The 15830-nt window shown below is 34.1% G+C and carries 14 protein-coding genes; 8 read left to right on the forward strand and 6 right to left on the reverse strand.

All coding sequences use genetic code 11. The annotated features are described in order from the left end of the window. Nucleotides 1–20: 20 nt before the first annotated feature. The 4 genes from metG (at nucleotide 21) to MCO_RS06370 (ending at nucleotide 3632) form a co-directional block, all read left to right on the forward strand. Nucleotides 21–1580: a methionine--tRNA ligase gene (gene metG, locus MCO_RS06355; protein ID WP_007553321.1), complete on the forward strand. Its 1560-nt coding sequence runs from the start codon at nucleotides 21–23 to the stop codon at nucleotides 1578–1580. Beyond that, nucleotides 1570–2343 (forward strand): TatD family hydrolase, encoded by a 774-nt coding sequence (locus MCO_RS06360; RefSeq protein ID WP_007553322.1) that lies wholly within the window; start codon nucleotides 1570–1572, stop codon nucleotides 2341–2343. Before metG ends, MCO_RS06360 begins: the two co-directional genes overlap by 11 nt. Before the next feature lie 10 nt (nucleotides 2344–2353). Further along, nucleotides 2354–3169: an MBL fold metallo-hydrolase gene (locus tag MCO_RS06365; RefSeq protein ID WP_007553323.1), complete on the forward strand. Its 816-nt coding sequence runs from the start codon at nucleotides 2354–2356 to the stop codon at nucleotides 3167–3169. A gap of 103 nt (nucleotides 3170–3272) precedes the next feature. After that, on the forward strand, nucleotides 3273–3632 hold the full coding sequence (locus MCO_RS06370) for a hypothetical protein (RefSeq protein ID WP_007553324.1): 360 nt from the start codon (nucleotides 3273–3275) through the stop codon (nucleotides 3630–3632). Between the two features lie 414 nt (nucleotides 3633–4046). Here the strand turns inward: MCO_RS06370 and MCO_RS06375 are convergent, their stop codons facing one another. From MCO_RS06375 to pcsA, 3 genes are read right to left on the reverse strand one after another with little or no spacing between them, the layout of a single operon-like run. Continuing rightward, nucleotides 4047–4457: a DUF6163 family protein gene (locus tag MCO_RS06375; protein WP_007553325.1), complete on the reverse strand. Its 411-nt coding sequence runs from the start codon at nucleotides 4455–4457 to the stop codon at nucleotides 4047–4049. Beyond that, nucleotides 4454–5500 (reverse strand): enoyl-CoA hydratase/isomerase family protein, encoded by a 1047-nt coding sequence (locus MCO_RS06380; protein WP_007553326.1) that lies wholly within the window; start codon nucleotides 5498–5500, stop codon nucleotides 4454–4456. Before MCO_RS06380 ends, MCO_RS06375 begins: the two co-directional genes overlap by 4 nt. 29 nt (nucleotides 5501–5529) lie before the next feature. Beyond that, nucleotides 5530–6342: a phosphatidylcholine synthase gene (gene pcsA, locus MCO_RS06385; RefSeq protein ID WP_007553327.1), complete on the reverse strand. Its 813-nt coding sequence runs from the start codon at nucleotides 6340–6342 to the stop codon at nucleotides 5530–5532. Nucleotides 6343–6509: 167 nt separating this feature from the next. Here pcsA and MCO_RS06390 point away from each other — a divergent pair, with 167 nt between their 5' ends. From MCO_RS06390 to sodC, 4 genes are all read left to right on the forward strand, one after another. Beyond that, nucleotides 6510–7745 carry a UbiH/UbiF family hydroxylase gene (locus MCO_RS06390; RefSeq protein ID WP_007553328.1) on the forward strand — a complete coding sequence of 412 codons (1236 nt, stop codon included), beginning with the start codon at nucleotides 6510–6512 and terminating at the stop codon, nucleotides 7743–7745. 542 nt (nucleotides 7746–8287) lie between these two features. Continuing rightward, nucleotides 8288–8632 (forward strand): hypothetical protein, encoded by a 345-nt coding sequence (locus MCO_RS11245; RefSeq protein ID WP_007553329.1) that lies wholly within the window; start codon nucleotides 8288–8290, stop codon nucleotides 8630–8632. Then, nucleotides 8610–8936 (forward strand): hypothetical protein, encoded by a 327-nt coding sequence (locus MCO_RS06400; protein WP_007553330.1) that lies wholly within the window; start codon nucleotides 8610–8612, stop codon nucleotides 8934–8936. Before MCO_RS11245 ends, MCO_RS06400 begins: the two co-directional genes overlap by 23 nt. Nucleotides 8937–9366: 430 nt before the next feature. Next, nucleotides 9367–9903, forward strand: a complete 537-nt coding sequence (gene sodC / locus MCO_RS06405) for a superoxide dismutase family protein (RefSeq protein WP_007553331.1) — start codon at nucleotides 9367–9369, stop codon at nucleotides 9901–9903. 316 nt (nucleotides 9904–10219) lie between these two features. On the opposite strand, the gene MCO_RS06410 is transcribed toward sodC, so the two are convergent. From MCO_RS06410 to MCO_RS06420, 3 genes are all read right to left on the reverse strand, one after another. Continuing rightward, nucleotides 10220–11155, reverse strand: a complete 936-nt coding sequence (locus MCO_RS06410; RefSeq protein WP_007553332.1) for a COG2958 family protein — start codon at nucleotides 11153–11155, stop codon at nucleotides 10220–10222. 213 nt (nucleotides 11156–11368) lie between these two features. Continuing rightward, on the reverse strand, nucleotides 11369–14155 hold the full coding sequence (locus MCO_RS06415; RefSeq protein ID WP_007553333.1) for a DEAD/DEAH box helicase: 2787 nt from the start codon (nucleotides 14153–14155) through the stop codon (nucleotides 11369–11371). Between the two features lie 22 nt (nucleotides 14156–14177). Then, nucleotides 14178–15797: a site-specific DNA-methyltransferase gene (locus tag MCO_RS06420; RefSeq protein ID WP_007553334.1), complete on the reverse strand. Its 1620-nt coding sequence runs from the start codon at nucleotides 15795–15797 to the stop codon at nucleotides 14178–14180. Nucleotides 15798–15830: the final 33 nt, after the last annotated feature.

Raw genomic sequence — 15830 nt, forward strand, 5'->3', positions numbered from 1 at the left:
CGTTTTATAACGAGTATGACATGCGTGATATATATTATATAACAACTCCAATTTTTTATCCTAATGGTACTCCACATATTGGACATGCCTATAGTGCAATTGCAAGTGACGCTTTAGCTCGTTTTCAACGATTAGATGGCAAAGATGTATTTTTTCTCTCTGGTACGGATGAACACGGTTTAAAGATGCAGCAGACAGCAGAAGCATTGGGTATGACGCCTAAGCAACTTGCAGATCGTAATAGTGCTATATTTCAAAAAATGCTTGCAGTATTAAATTGTTCTAACGATGATTTTATTCGTACGACAGAAGAGCGCCATGATCAAGCTTGTCAAGAGATCTGGAAAAGGATGGAAGCAAATGGCGATATTTATCGTGGACTTTATGCGGGCTGGTATTCAGTTCGTCAGGAAGCGTATTATGAAGAGAAGGATACGGAGGTTGGAGAAGATAACATTCGTCGTGAAAAGGAGTTAGGCTCTCCGGTTGAATGGAACGAGGAAGAGAGTTATTTTTTTAAACTCTCCGGTTATGAAAAAAAACTTCTTGAATATTATGAAAAACATCCTGACTTTATTGCACCACTCGAACGGCGCAATGAAATTATAAGTTTTATTAAATCAGGTTTAAAAGATATTTCTATTTCACGGACAAATTTTAATTGGGGAGTTAGTGTTCCAAATAATCCAAAACACGTTATGTACGTCTGGGTTGATGCTCTGACAAATTATCTATCAGCAATTGGCTTTTTCGATGAGAGTTCAAAAAAACGTAATTTTTGGCCTGCAAACACTCATATCATTGGTAAAGATATTATTCGTTTTCATGCTGTTTATTGGCCAGCATTTTTAATGTCTGCTGGAATTGAATTGCCTAAACATATTTTTGCTCATGGTTTTTTACTCAATCGCGGCACAAAAATGTCAAAGTCCATTGGAAACGTCATTGATCCTTTTGACATGGTCAATCACTATGGTCTTGATCAGCTCCGCTATTTCCTTCTTCGTGAAGTACCATTTGGACAAGATGGTAGTTATAGCCATGATAGTTTTGTGAATCGCATTAATGCGGATCTTGCGAATGATCTTGGTAATTTAGCACAGCGCTCTTTGTCTATGATTGCCAAAAATTGTGATGCAAAAATTCCTATACCAGCTGCATTTTTACTTCAAGATGAACAGCTTTTAGAACAATCTCTTCAAGCGCTTGAAACTATGCGTCAAGCTATGTCTTCTCATGGAGTGCATTTAGCACTTTCAGCTATTTTTTCAATTGTAGCAGATGCAAATCGCTATTTTGCCAACGAACAACCTTGGAGCTTACGGAAAAACAATCCAGAAAGATTTTCTACAGTTCTTTATATAACTGTAGAAATCTTGCGGCGAATAGGAATCATGCTGTTGCCTTTCATACCACAATCAGCAGAAAAGCTTCTTGACAGTCTTGCTATTGCTAAAGAGGATCGGTTATTGCATCATATAAGCCATTCAAAGATTCAAGAAGGTCTTGATCTTCCGACACCAGAGCCAATCTTTCCCCGTTATATTCTGAAGAAAGACGATATTCATCATGTTGATTGATACACATTGTCATCTTGATTTTGAGGACTTTGCGCAAAATTTGGATAATGTTATCCAACGGGGGTTAGATGCTAATGTTAAACGTATGATAACGATTTCAACCCATGTTCGTAAATTGGATAAGCTTTTAGCAATTACACAAGCCTATAATCAAGTATTTTGTTCTGTTGGTACGCATCCTAATAATGCCCATGAAGAACAAAATATTACAGCTGAAAACCTTATCAATTTATCCAAGCATCCCAAAATCGTCGCGTTTGGGGAAGTAGGGCTCGATTATCATTATGATTATTCTTCACCAAAAGAGCAAAAGAAAATTTTTCAAGAACATATTATTGCTTCTAGAGAAACACAGTTGCCTCTTGTTATACATTCACGCAATGCTGATGGAGATATGGAGCAAATATTACGAGAACAGATAAAAGAAGGGGCTTTTCCATTTGTACTTCACTGTTATTCGTCTGGGATACAACTTGCTCGTGCTGGCATTGAACTTGGTGGTTATATTTCCTTTTCAGGTATTCTTACTTTTAAAAATGCTTTTGAAATTCGTGAGATAGCAAAAATTGTACCTCATGAGAACTTATTAGTGGAAACAGATGCACCATTCTTAGCACCTGTTCCCCATCGAGGTAAGACGAATGAACCATCTTTTGTACGCTATACAGCGGCTACTTTGGCTGAAACAATTGGTTTAAGTATTGAGGAAATAGCTCAGATAACAACGCGCAATGCTTTTCATTTATTTGGTAAAATGAAATAAGGCAAAAAGCATGTTTAATCGGTACCGATTTACAATATTAGGCTGTGGCTCCTCCCCAGGAGTTCCACGCCCCAATGGTGATTGGGGAGCTTGTGATTCCAATAACCCTAAAAATAAACGCTACAGAAGTTCTTTATTAGTTGAACGCATTCATACATCAGGAAAAAAAACAACTGTCGTTATTGATACTGGTCCAGATTTTCGATCACAAATGATCGATGCTCGCGTGAACTATCTTAATGCTGCCCTTTATACGCATTCTCACGCAGATCATATTCACGGTATTGATGATTTACGCAGTTATGCACTTGCACAAAAATGTTTAATAGATATTTATGCAGATGCGTTTACACTGGAGCATTTAAAAAATGCATTCGGATATTGTTTTCAAAAGCCAAAAGGTTCATTTTATTCACCTATTTTAAAAGCGCATACTATCAATGAAAATAGCCAATTTATAATTCAGGGGCAGGGAGGAGCAATAACTGTCAATACGCACTTACAATGTCACGGAACCATCCATTCTTTAGGTTTTCGTATTGGTAATGTTGCGTACTGTACAGATGTTAGTAAATTTCCTGAAGAAACGTTGCCAAAATTAATGAATTTGGATGTTCTAATTATCGAAGCTTTGCAATTTGAATCTCACCCAAGCCATCTTTCCGTTGATCAAGCGTTACAATGGATAAAATATTTAAAGCCCCAAAAAGCCATACTCACACATATGGATAGATCACTTGATTACGATAAAGTTGTAAATTATGTCCCACCATATGTTGAGCCTGCACATCAAGGACTTGTTTTTGAAACAGATGTACAAATCTAGAAATCTAATTTTCTGTTAACTAAAGCATTCTTTAAAGTTCTAGTCTTTATTTTGTGTCATTTTTGACATAATTGTGTCTTTTTCATGTTGAAAGTGAGGTTTTATGTATAAGTGTTTTAAGCGGGCAATATGTGTTGTGGTTTTAGCGGTCTCTTTATCAGCATGTGGGGGGCGTTTAGAAAAAAATATTTCAGTTACAACATTACACGATGGAGCAATGAGTTGCGCCGATATTCAACGGGAGTTTTTTGCGAATAAACGCCAAATTGACGCTACAATAGCAGAACGTTCTAAAGCAAGAAATAAAAATGTAGCTTTAACTGCAGCAAGTGTTGTATTTATTCCTGCCTTGTTTTTTCTGGATGTAAAGTCAAGTGAAAGCAATGAAATTTCAGCTTTAAATAACCGTAATGCCGTTTTGAATGATCTCGCATATATGAAACGTTGTAAATTGCTACAGTAATTTTTTTTATATTATATTAGTTATTCTTTTTCTGACTTTAAGTAATATTACTTAAAGTCAAATTTTTGACATAATTTTGTTTAAAAAGTGAATTATGCGACATAAATACGATTAATACGCCTAAATTAGGGTTTGTCCTGTTTCTGTTTTGATTTGATCAAAATATCGTATTATCGCATAATATATATTATGGAACTTTTATATATGGAAAGGATATGTATTATATGATACCGGCAATCTGGGGCACGATCGCAACATTACTATGGATATTTTCTACAAAAGCTACTAGCCCTTGGGACTTGTGGTGGGTTCCTCTTGTTTAAGAAATTATACCTTTTTAAGAAATTATACCTTTCAGATTGAAGATTGAAAATCGGGCCAGTCATTCTGGCCCGAAAACTTGAATCGTATTATTTAAGAATCTTTTGTATGATTTCTTTTTAGAAAAATCATTGTAATTTGTAGTATTATAAAAGCTAAGAGTAATATTCCATGAAATAGTGGTATAAACAGTTGATAAAGGGAATTGGAATAATAAATCGCTAGTGTCTCAGTAAAAACTGCAATGCACCATAGAACAATCCCCCATGGTGAATACATCCAAAGTCCAATTAATGCGATAGGATAAACAATAGCCAATGTCATTGATAAAAACTGCCACTGCCATGGCATAAGATCAAAACGCCATAAAACTCCGGGAAATACACCAACAAGACGTATCCAGTAAAAAGCACTAAAACTTAAGCAAGTGAATGCTACAAATCTCAAATAACAACTATAAACCAAATCGATTTTGGAAATCTTTTTTTTATGATTATCTTTCAAAATAATAATTCTTTTTCAACAGGTTGGAAATAAGCGTCTATCATTTCATCCGTTACATTTGAAAGTTTGTGTGGTTGCCATTTAGGTGTTTTATCTTTATCAATTAACATTGCGCGCACACCTTCATGAAAATCATGTGAAGTAATCATATGATGTGCAATGCGATTTTCAATTTTCATACAATTTTCCAAAGTTTGGGAAGAATTTTGTTTCATTTGTCTCCAGATAATTTTTAAACTTATCGGAGAACGTGATTGTAAAATATCATAACATTTTTTAGCAAATAAGATGCCTTCACTGCTTTTTTTATGAAGCAATTCAATACATTCCTCTAACGTATTGGTGCTAAAACAAGTGCTGATAACACAACGTATTTCATGGTTTGTTTCATTGTTTCTTGTTATTGCTCGCTCTTTTAATGCTAATTTAGGATTTCCTTGCTCAATAATAGCTTTTTTAATGTAATCTAATTCAATTTCAGGAACAGCATGTGTCGCTAACCCTAAGTTTAAACAATCTCCCCATTTTATGCATGTGCCGGTTAGTGCAAGGTAAATACCAAAGTGATCGGGAAGAGATGGTAAGAAAAAACTTGCGCCAACATCTGGAAAAAATCCAATAGCAGCTTCTGGCATAGCAAATAGTGTATTTTCTGTAACAATTCTGTGTGAACCGTATATAGAAATACCGACCCCTCCTCCCATCCAAATACCGTTCAAGAAAGAAATGTAAGGTTTTGGAAAACGCTTAATATAAGCATTTAAGCTATATTCATTACTAAAATATTGGTAAGAGGAGGATTTTTTTCTCATACGGTAGATTTCCACAACATCTCCACCAGCACAAAAAGCACGCCCCTCCCCTTCAATTAAGACGCAAGAAACTTCCTCATCTGTTTCCCACGTACTAAGAGCTTTCCTTAAAGCAAAAACCATTCGTTGATTAAGAGCGTTTAATGCTGAAGGACGTGTGAGCTTTATAATACCAGCATGTCCCTCTTTTGTAAAAGAGATATCACCACCTGCTCCAAAATCAATTTGCATTTTATTCTCATCTTAAAATATTTACTATCTTATTGTTTTATTATGCTTTTTGCTCCAAATTGAGGAAATAACTGCATGACAGCACCAATACAATACATATAAATACCTGTTACTGAAATCCCTATCTTAACCCAATATGGAGCATTAAGCTGATAAAAGAAAGCGATAGCACCAAAAGAACACCACAAGAGAAAAATTGGAAAATTAAGCCACCGCAAACGGATGACTCTTACTGGATGGATGAAATAAATTGGTAAAAAAGATATGATTGCTGATAAGACAATAATGGTAAAAGTGATCCACTCTCTTGGATTTACTACAAAAAGCGTGAAAACCATCATATTCCAAACTACAGGAAACCCTTTAAAAAAGTTTTCTTTGGTTTTCATTCCAGTATCTGCGTAATAAATAGCTGATGAAATGACAATGATAGCACTTAATAAAAATGACAATCCTGAACCCATTAAACCACTTTGATAAAGTGCAAAAGCTGGAATTAAAACATAAGTTACATAATCAATGATATTATCTAAGAGTTCTCCAGACCATGTTGGAAGTACGTATTTAACATCAAGTTTGCGCGCAATCGGTCCGTCGATACCATCAACGAGAAGTGCAAGTCCAAGCCAACAAAACATGGCAGTCCATTCTTTTTGAGACGCCGATATAAGAGAAAGAAATGCTAAAAATGAACCCGAAGCTGTGAGTAAATGAACAGAAAAGGCTTTTGCTTGTGGCATTGTTACTTTTTTATGGCGCAATAAATCAGTATTTTTTTTGATTTTTTTTGTTAGCTTACGTTTCAAAGTTCTCTTATCCTCGTTTCTAAAGTTTTCATTCATCTACCGACACGCCATTTATATTATAGTATGATTTATCATAAAAAGGTTACCTTTTTATATTACATTATTTATGACATAATATAATAGAATGGCTTCATACAATAAAAAGGTTTTTTTGATTTAGAAGTATTAAAATATTTGGTGAATGGGGAAAGGCTTAAGTAGTTGTGATATTTGAAAAAAACGAGTGTAAGGATATTGCTATCATTGGTGCGGGCCCAGTCGGTATGTTGGCAGCGCTTAGTCTTGCAGATAGGGGGTGCTCTGTTTGTCTTATTGGTCCACCTTCTCATGCAAATGAATTACGGACAACCGCCCTTATGATGCCAGCAATACGTATGCTTCAAAAACTCAATATTTGGAATATTCTTAAAAATCATGCAGCAGCTTTATCTTTTATTAGAATCATAGATATAACCTCTAGGATTGTACGTGCTCCTGCTGTGAATTTTTCTTCTGCTGAAATTGGTGAGGAGGCTTTTGGTTATAATATCCCTAATATAGAGTTAAACAATGCTTTAGTCGATTCTGTTACGCATAGTCCCAATATTATAAGATTTGTTTCTTCGGCAAAATCTTTTCATCATAAAAAGAATCATATACGTATTACTCTTGCAAATGGAAGTGTTATTCAAACCTCGCTTGTTGTCGCTGCTGATGGGCGTCTCTCTTTAACACGAGCAGCAGCTGGAATAGGTGTCAAACAGTGGAACTATTCGCAAACAGCCCTCGTTCTTAATTTCTCTCATGATTTTTCTCATCAAAATACGTCAACTGAATTTCACACGGAAAATGGTCCATTTACACAAGTTCCACTACCAGGACGTCGATCGAGTCTTGTATGGGTTGTTAATCCTTCTCGTGCTAAGGAATTATTGAATATAGATTCAAAAGTAGTTGCAAAAGTAATTGAAGAACAGATGCAATCAATGCTTGGAAAGCTGACTTTGGAAACGCCAATTCAAGCATGGCCGCTTTCAGGACTTATTTCACATCGTTTTGCGGCCAACCGAACGATTTTAGTGGGTGAAGCAGCCCATGTTTTTCCTCCTATTGGGGCACAAGGATTGAATTTAGGGTTTCGCGATGTTCAAACTTTGGTTGATCTTTTACCCAATCAAATATCTGCTTTTAACTCTGAAACAATTGTTTCACATTATAACAAATATCGCAAATCTGATATATTGATCCGGAGCGGGGCTGTTCATATGCTCAATTTTGCTCTCCTTTCTAATATGTTGCCTATTCACATCATACGAAGCGCTGGGCTTGGACTATTACGTAATTGCTCACTCTTACGTAAATTATTTATGCGAACAGGAATGTATCCCAATTACGGGTTAAAAGAAATTATACGAATACTCCCAACCAAATCACTAAATAATATTAATATGAAAAAATAAAATTGAAACAAGAAACATATATCTCTTTGAGTTTAGACAATAATTCAAAGCAAATCATGGAAAACGGTTGAAATTTTAGTATCTCACACTTAAAAAAAAATATTACATAATATTTTAGTGTATGTTTTATGAATAAAATGAAATTCATTTATAAGAGATGTACTTTTTCTGAGTAACATACATTTTTGCAAAGAGGTGACATCTCCTATAAGTGCCATGTACTAAAAGATAGCTTTATAAAACATATCAAAAATAATATACGTAAAATTTATCGCTACTCGTTATAAGTATCGTTTTATATAAGTTATAATATAAATACTATAAAATTATATTTTAAAATAAAAAACGAGATAGCTAAAACTGTTAACAAAAGATGCTCACGTCACTTTTTCTTATAAGAAAATAAAAAAACAATTTTAATTGACTAACATAAATCTTCAAAAATTTGTGTTGTTAAGTATAATATTGAAAATAAAATATTTTTTGGAACTCGTTAGCAATATAAAGGTTAATGAAATATCGTTTCAAAAGATAGTGATAAGATGAGATTAACTAAAATTTTAAAAACAAGTATTTTTTTTATGATAATAATATGTCTCTCGTTTCTTGTCACAGATTCAATAAGTAAAATTTTTTATGTCCCCTATTGTCAAACTTCTACGTATAGCTTTATCAAAGATATCACTAAACCAGGGCAAAATTCATTTACTGCTTCGCAAATTAAAAACTGTCTTATGCAAAATGGTTTCACGAATATCAAACGATTACGTTTAGATGATAAAGGAATTTGGCGCGCTTTGATAGAATCTAAAAAATATTCCTTTCTCGTATCAGTTGATTATTCTGGGACAGTTAGCATGCAAAATGAAAGAAAAAAATATGATTGATTTGAAAGCTTATAGCAATTTGGGTTCTAATAACTGTGAAAAAACCTTTTTCAAAAAAATCTGTCATTCTATTAAAGAACTCGCTTTTATTGGGAGTTTAAATGGTAGCGTATCAGGAGCAATTGCGGCAATCCTCGCAGCTTATGGTTATATTGCCTTGCCAGGATTTGGTCCAATTATCGCAAGAGGTATAAGTATAGCATTTTTCGCCGGAACGATAATGGGTGCAATAATAGGATCAATAATGGGTATTTTGGTTGGTACGTTTTGTGTTTTTATAAGAGATTTATATATATCACGATAGTTATTTCTCTTATAAATTTCATAATGAGTAGAAAATTTGTGTCATTTAACTTTGCTTTGAATAGAAATATTTTGCTAAAATAAAGATAAGCAACAAGTTATATGTTTTATATTTTATAAAATCCGGGTTATATTATGGATAACGTACTGGATAAATTGTCAAAATTTCTTGATTTAATTTTTCTTACAACACTTTAACAAAATCTGCTTTTTTAGAAGCATCTCTTGAAGAAATGTATCCGCGATATAAATACTGATCTATAAAATACTTTCTATATAAGATAGGGAAGATTTCTAGATGTGTTTAGAGGTAAAAAAGAGTGATATTTTGAGCTTACAATTTTTTTCTGTTAATCGTGCTTTCCATAAAAAGCATTCTTTATAAAATATATATTACATAGAATTATTAAAGGTCATTTAAAATAAATAAAATGTTTTATATAAATAGAAATATTTTATGTTTACTGTCTTTTTTAGCATTTATAGATTGTGATACTATTGTATTCGCAAAATCTGTGCAAGTAGAGCTTTATAAGCTAGAAAACAGAAACGTAAAAAAGCCTATTGGCACAATTGAAATTGAAGAAAACATACATGGTTTGATTTTTGTGCCCAATTTATCTACTTTGCCAGAGGGGTTACACGGTTTTCATGTGCATATAAACCCTTCATGTGATACGAAAGGTGATGTAATTGGTGGTGCTGCGGGTGGACATTATGATCCGGGTCATACTAACAAACATCTTGGACCTTATAACGTTAATGGCCACTTTGGTGATTTACCGGCACTTTATGTCGATGATAAAGGGCACTCAACAATGAGTGTTCTTGCTCCACGAATTAAAAAACTCTCAGAGATTAAAGGGCACTCGTTAATGATTCATTTAGGAGGAGACAATCAATCCGATAAGCCATTACCCCTTGGCGGAGGTGGGAATCGTTTAGCATGTGGTATTATTAAAGAGTAAGCCTATCAGGAGTTATCTAAAGTCTATTGACATTTTTGTAAAAGATAAAAGAGCTTATTTTTAATATATTAGCAATTAAGATTTTTAATTAACCCTTTATAGTGCAAACAAAACATTTTCGTAATAAAGCAAAAACTCTTCCCTTATGATGTTAATTTGTTATTACTTTGAAAAAACAGGAGTTAGTAAAACTTTTTTTAAGGGATATGAATGAGCACATTTTCAAAATGTAATTAGCAATTTTACGCTAATAGTGGGAGAAAAGCGATCAGAGATAAATCAAAAATTTTGAGAATGATAGAAACCTTGAAGTATATTATGGGGAATAATGGCCCCAATCAGATTGGCGAATCTCACCAGTTTGATAAAATTGACGAATGAGTTTAATATAATGAAAAAAGTCTTTGTTTTCCTCTAATAATCTATTAGCGGTATCCCAATCAATTTCATTACGCTCTTTTGCAGGAAGCATAATTTGGCTCTCGGAAAAGTTTTCCTTATCAAGTCTTATAAATCCAATTCCATGTAAACTTGAAAGAGTCCGAAGTTCTTTTAGCGTATCAACACCTGAAATCTCGCTAGCAACTAGATAACTAAAATTAGCCCATGAAGAATTGCTAACCGTTTGGAAAAATGCTTGTCGTAAATTTGAGCGATTGATAAAAATTTTTACTTCAAAAGACCAAAGTTTTGTCTTTTTATCAAAATATTGTAAAGCACAGTCTTTAATTTCACGATGCCATTCGCAACTTAAATCTTGCATCCCGACAAGGTCTGGATACAGCCATTTGTTTCCGCCAGCGCCATTTTTATTACGAGAGCGTTTTTCGTCAATACGCTTGCTGTAAACTTTAAGCTCTGACCATAAGAATTTAGATAATAATGGATAAAGATCATGTTCTTTAACAGAATCATTTATTTTAGAAGTCGTAATGCTCTCTATTTCATCAATTTCAGCACTATCTGTTGATTGCATAAAATAATACTGTCGTGGGCGTCCTTCAGTGGTTTTGATTTCGGGATGACGTTTTTGCAAGTATGGACGTTTAGATCCTATTTCAGCAACGATTTGCTGAATAAGAGCCATATCATTATCAAGAGGAGTGACTATTGCAGTCGAACACTTTTGCTTTTCACGACAGGATTCAGGGTGATTTTCGAATATCCATTGAGCAATTTCTCGAGCTGTAAATTTTTTTGTCGGATTTTGTTTTAAAAAACTAAAAGTAGTATTTGTTAAGTCCAGAGTCATACGTAAAATTGCCCATTTTATTCCCTACTTATACTTATTCCATTGTATACAAATTTTACAAGAAAAAGAACAATAAATAGTTTATTATATCTTTCTAAATTGAATTTATTTTTCTTTTACTTTTCAATAACTTAAACAAAAAAGATAAAATATAAAACAAAATTAAATAATGTTAAGGAATTATACTAGCTTATCATCCACAAGTTGAAAAATTTATTTACTTTTAAATCTAGCGCTTGAAATGGTAAATTCTGCACACAACCCTTCAAAACTACTGTTTGCCTTAATAGCATCATGTGGGATAAGGATATAATGCCATGGCTTTCCACCATGGATAACAGCATAATTGGTCGCATGACAACACCATTGAACTGCTGCATTTCTTTTTTTCAAAACAATAGAATTTTGTATTTCGGAAGTTTTTTTGGGCTCACAAAGATATTTGGCATCCCTTGTTTCTACAACAAAGTCTGGTTCATAACTTGATTCTTTATCATATGCTATTTTGAAAAAGTTTCGAGCTGGTTTCATCCATTTCAATACTTGAATATCATCTTCTAATATTTGGGCAAACCGTAATTCCCCTTCTACAGAATCAAATTTTTGCAAAGGATAACAGCATTTTGTAAAGCCCCCAAATACAAGTGTTCTAATGTCGCTTTTAATAGAAGGAATACAACGAAAATCAATCGGAGATGAGCCTTGTGGTAGTGTGTAGTGAATAGGCAGTAAGGTTGTAAATCCCCTTGTAACTCTAACCTCATAATCCCGCTGTGTTTCCCACTGATGTGACTTTAATTGAGCAACTATAAAAGCAGTAAGTTGATGCTGATAGTGAATCAATACATTCTCAACGGCAGCATCATTTGGTAAATAAGATTGGAAATGCTGCACCAACTGACCCGCTAATTTTCGTAATAATGGTGTATGGTTGTCATAATCTATAAAGTCATTATCAATAAAACTACGAATGATATAATTTTCAAGATGAGGCTCTTTGAGATACTCATTTTCAGAGGTAAGAAAAATGCTTTTATGTGTGCGTAATTCTCGAATTAAAAGCTCTTTACTAATAGGTTGCAAATTTAAACTTTCTAGGTTTTCCAAGTCAAAATCAGAAAAACCATAAGTAACCTCACCAGAGGGAATAAGCACAATATTGGGAATATCTATTATAAATTCTGCTAATTTTTTTGTTAGGTTTGCAACCATTTTTGGCACCAAAGCCTCAGCCTCTACCTTTGTGGTATCAGAAATAAGGGCATCCTTTGAAGCGTGCACGGTTGCTATAACTTCATTACTGATTTTTTCTTGTATGGCAGTGGAGCAAAGTGATAGAGAACTCGGTAAATTTTCATATCCTTTAATAACATTCCACGTGATATCAGCAATTTTTTTCTCTTCGGGAGTTGATAGAGATGGAGCTGTATTATGTAACATGACATCTTGTAAATCAGATGCTCCGTTTATATCGGAATGACGTATTACCATCGTTTGTATAGATTCTGTTTGTGCTAGGCTTGGCACTGTGAGTATATCTGATTTTTCAAATGATATATCACCCCCTATTCCAATCTCAATATGCTTTTTAATAATTGAGTTTGGATCATTGGCACGATCAATAATATCTTGAAAACGATCATGTGCAATAATTGTCAAACGATCAATAGCTTCTATGCCGGTTTTACGACCATAAGGCAAACGTAATCCACGACCTATTGTTTGCTCAGTTAAAATTTCTGAAGCAGATGCACGCAATGGCACGATGGTATAAAGATTGGTTACATCCCATCCTTCCTTCAATTTATTAACATGAATAACAATTTCCGTTGGCTCACTAGGATCTTCAATTGCAATCAGCTTTTGAATATTTTTATCTTCTTCTGTAATCGACTGTTTTGAATGAATTTCTATAACTTTTCCTTTATAAGTACCCGCAAAAAAATCATCAGATTCTAATAAATTACGTAATTCTCGCGCATGTTCTGTATCTTGAGCTACAACTAAAATGAAAGGTTTAATGAATTTCTTTTTATAATCATTAGCATAAACAATTAAATCTGCTTTCACGTTTTCGTGCGTATGAATTGCATCTTGTAGTTTAATATGCTCCAATTGTTCAAGCGTATAATTCTTTGGTTGAAAGTCTTTACGTGTAGCAACAGCTGGCTCTTTCACGAACCCATCTCTCATAGCCTCTGCAAGTGAATAGCCGTAAACAACGTTTTTAAAATCTACTGGTTTTGTACCTATTGTTTTCGGTGTCGCTGTAAGTTCTATGCCTAAAACAGGTTTTAATTCATTAATGGCCGAAACGCCCGCAGATGCACGGTAACGGTGCGCTTCATCCATCAACAAAACTAAATCAGGAAGATTTGCGAGATAATCGAAATAACTTTCTCCAATAGTTTCTTGCAAGCGTTTAATTCGTGGGACACTGGATTTTGCAGCTCCTTTTTTATTATCTTTTGTGTTAATTTTGGAAATATTAAAAATATTGATGAAAGCTGTATCACTATTTTCAAACAAACGCTGTTGCCCGTGAAATTGCTGTGCATCAGAGCAGACTCCTTTACCGCTTTCATAATCTTCACCCGTAATAATTATCGGTCTATTTGCTACAAATTCACTAATTCCACTGAATACATATTTTGGACTTTGAGGATTAAAATCATGTTTTAATTTTTCATAAATAGTCAAATTGGGTGCCAAGATAAAAAAATGGCGACTGCGACCTGTTAAATAAAGATAGCTGATAAAAGCACCCATCAGTCGTGTTTTTCCGACCCCCGTAGCTAAGGCAAAACAAAAAGAAGGAAAATCGCGTTCAAAATCTTGTACAGAAGGATAGAGATCTTTGATTACTTCCAGATCCGCAACTAAATCAGCATTTTTAGAAAGTTTGATATTATCTAAAATTCGCACCAAAATATTTAAGGCTTCATGTTGAGGATAGCGCAACGATAAGCGAGCAGAAATCCTTTTTTCAACAGCGTTCATGAAAAACTCCGCTTTTTACTCTTTATTCAAACAAATCTAATTCTGTTTGCACGGTATCTTTATCTTTTGGGGATTCTTTTACTACAGCCATTGGTTCAAGATTCGCTACATTTAAACTGTAATCATCCCTCCCCCACTCACACTTTTCTAATATAGCACGGGGTATTTTAATAAGTGTTAGATTCTCAAAAGATTCTGGCTTCGTATCAAAGGCTGAGCAACAAATAAGCAAAGTACGCTGAGGTCCTACCTCTTCACTGATAACACGTAGTTGTTCATGTACCATGGCATTGGTTGTTACATAAATATAATCCGTTTCAGTTGAATAACCTTGCATCCAATAATGGTTTTCATCAGGTGCATAGGTAAATCCCATATGTTTGCACATAGCTTCTGAAAGCATGGCCGCATTATATTCGCGACTAATAATCCATTGTCCCCAAGGATCTTTTTGTAACAGAGAAGGCGCAAGACGGTAATAGCGGAACCCACCACCACCTTGCCAATTTACATTTTTAGATATACCACCTTGATCAGTGCCATCGATTACTTGTTTCAAACGAGGAATAATATGGGTATGACAATGTTCACCAAGTTCAATCATAATCCACTTGCGCCCCATTTTATGTGCAACCGCACCGGTAGTACCAGAACCCGCAAAGGAATCCAATACAAGATCACCAGGATTGGTGGCTATTCCAATAATTCTTTGAAGAAGATGTTCAGGTTTTGGAGTATTAAATAGTTCTATTACATGGTCAGTAAATATTCTTTTCAATTCATCTTTGGCATTTGCATTGTTGGAAAGACCTATCCAGATAGTTTCCGGAATACTTCCTTTATTTTCTGAAAGAAAAAATTTACGGTATAAATTATTACCTTTGATGATAAGACGGTCTTCTCTATCTAACTGTTGCATACTTTCTAAATTAACAAGCCAAAGGCGTTTAGAAAAAAACTTTCCTGTTTTAGTAGTATATTCAAATTCAGATCCGCCCTGCTGTCTAGCCCACAATCCGAGAACACGATATTCACCTCTTGGATCATTATCTGGATTTGAATATGCTTTTTTTGTTGCATCATCTAATTCAACTCGATTGATATAAAACTTTGAAGAGTTTTTTGCATAAACTAAGATATGGTCGTGGGTTGTACTAAAGTAACGAGAAGAATTATCCTTTCCTCTTTTTTTATGCCATATAAGATTAGCAACAAAGTTATTACGTCCAAATAATTCATCACATAACACTTTTGCATAATGTATTTCATTGTCATCCAACTGCATAAAAAGCACACCATTTTCTGCCAATAATATGTGCAACAGCACTAGTCTATCTCTCATAAGGCTTAGCCATATGGAATGTTCTAAACCATCTTCATAATGCTCAAAAGCATTGCCAGTATTATAAGGTGGGTCGATATAGATACATTTTACTTTACCTGTATACTCTTGTTCAAGCGCTTTGAGTGCAAGCAAATTGTCACCAAAAATGAGTTTATTATCAAAAATATCCTGAGGAGACACTTGATGCGACGCATGATAAGATTTTTCAGTATCTTCCAATAAAATACGAGGCTCCAGTTTTGGACGTCTTTCTTTTCCAATCCAAGTGAGTTCTAATTTGTGTTTATTGTAACGCATATAATCGTTCTCAAATAAAAATACTTATGAAAA

It is taken from the genome of Bartonella sp. DB5-6, assembly GCF_000278115.1.
In the GTDB taxonomy this organism is placed as follows: domain Bacteria; phylum Pseudomonadota; class Alphaproteobacteria; order Rhizobiales; family Rhizobiaceae; genus Bartonella; species Bartonella refiksaydamii.

Excerpts from the sequence above, each read along its gene's own strand:
- metG (WP_007553321.1), top strand. The coding sequence starts at position 21 with ATGCGTGATATATATTATATAACAACTCCAATTTTTTATCCTAATGGT.
- MCO_RS06360 (WP_007553322.1), top strand. The coding sequence starts at position 1,570 with ATGTTGATTGATACACATTGTCATCTTGATTTTGAGGACTTTGCGCAA.
- MCO_RS06365 (WP_007553323.1), top strand. The coding sequence starts at position 2,354 with ATGTTTAATCGGTACCGATTTACAATATTAGGCTGTGGCTCCTCCCCA.
- MCO_RS06370 (WP_007553324.1), top strand. The coding sequence starts at position 3,273 with ATGTATAAGTGTTTTAAGCGGGCAATATGTGTTGTGGTTTTAGCGGTC.
- MCO_RS06380 (WP_007553326.1), bottom strand. The coding sequence starts at position 5,500 with ATGCAAATTGATTTTGGAGCAGGTGGTGATATCTCTTTTACAAAAGAG.
- pcsA (WP_007553327.1), bottom strand. The coding sequence starts at position 6,342 with ATGAATGAAAACTTTAGAAACGAGGATAAGAGAACTTTGAAACGTAAG.
- MCO_RS11245 (WP_007553329.1), top strand. The coding sequence starts at position 8,288 with ATGAGATTAACTAAAATTTTAAAAACAAGTATTTTTTTTATGATAATA.
- MCO_RS06400 (WP_007553330.1), top strand. The coding sequence starts at position 8,610 with ATGAAAGAAAAAAATATGATTGATTTGAAAGCTTATAGCAATTTGGGT.
- sodC (WP_007553331.1), top strand. The coding sequence starts at position 9,367 with ATGTTTTATATAAATAGAAATATTTTATGTTTACTGTCTTTTTTAGCA.
- MCO_RS06410 (WP_007553332.1), bottom strand. The coding sequence starts at position 11,155 with ATGACTCTGGACTTAACAAATACTACTTTTAGTTTTTTAAAACAAAAT.
- MCO_RS06415 (WP_007553333.1), bottom strand. The coding sequence starts at position 14,155 with ATGAACGCTGTTGAAAAAAGGATTTCTGCTCGCTTATCGTTGCGCTAT.
- MCO_RS06420 (WP_007553334.1), bottom strand. The coding sequence starts at position 15,797 with ATGCGTTACAATAAACACAAATTAGAACTCACTTGGATTGGAAAAGAA.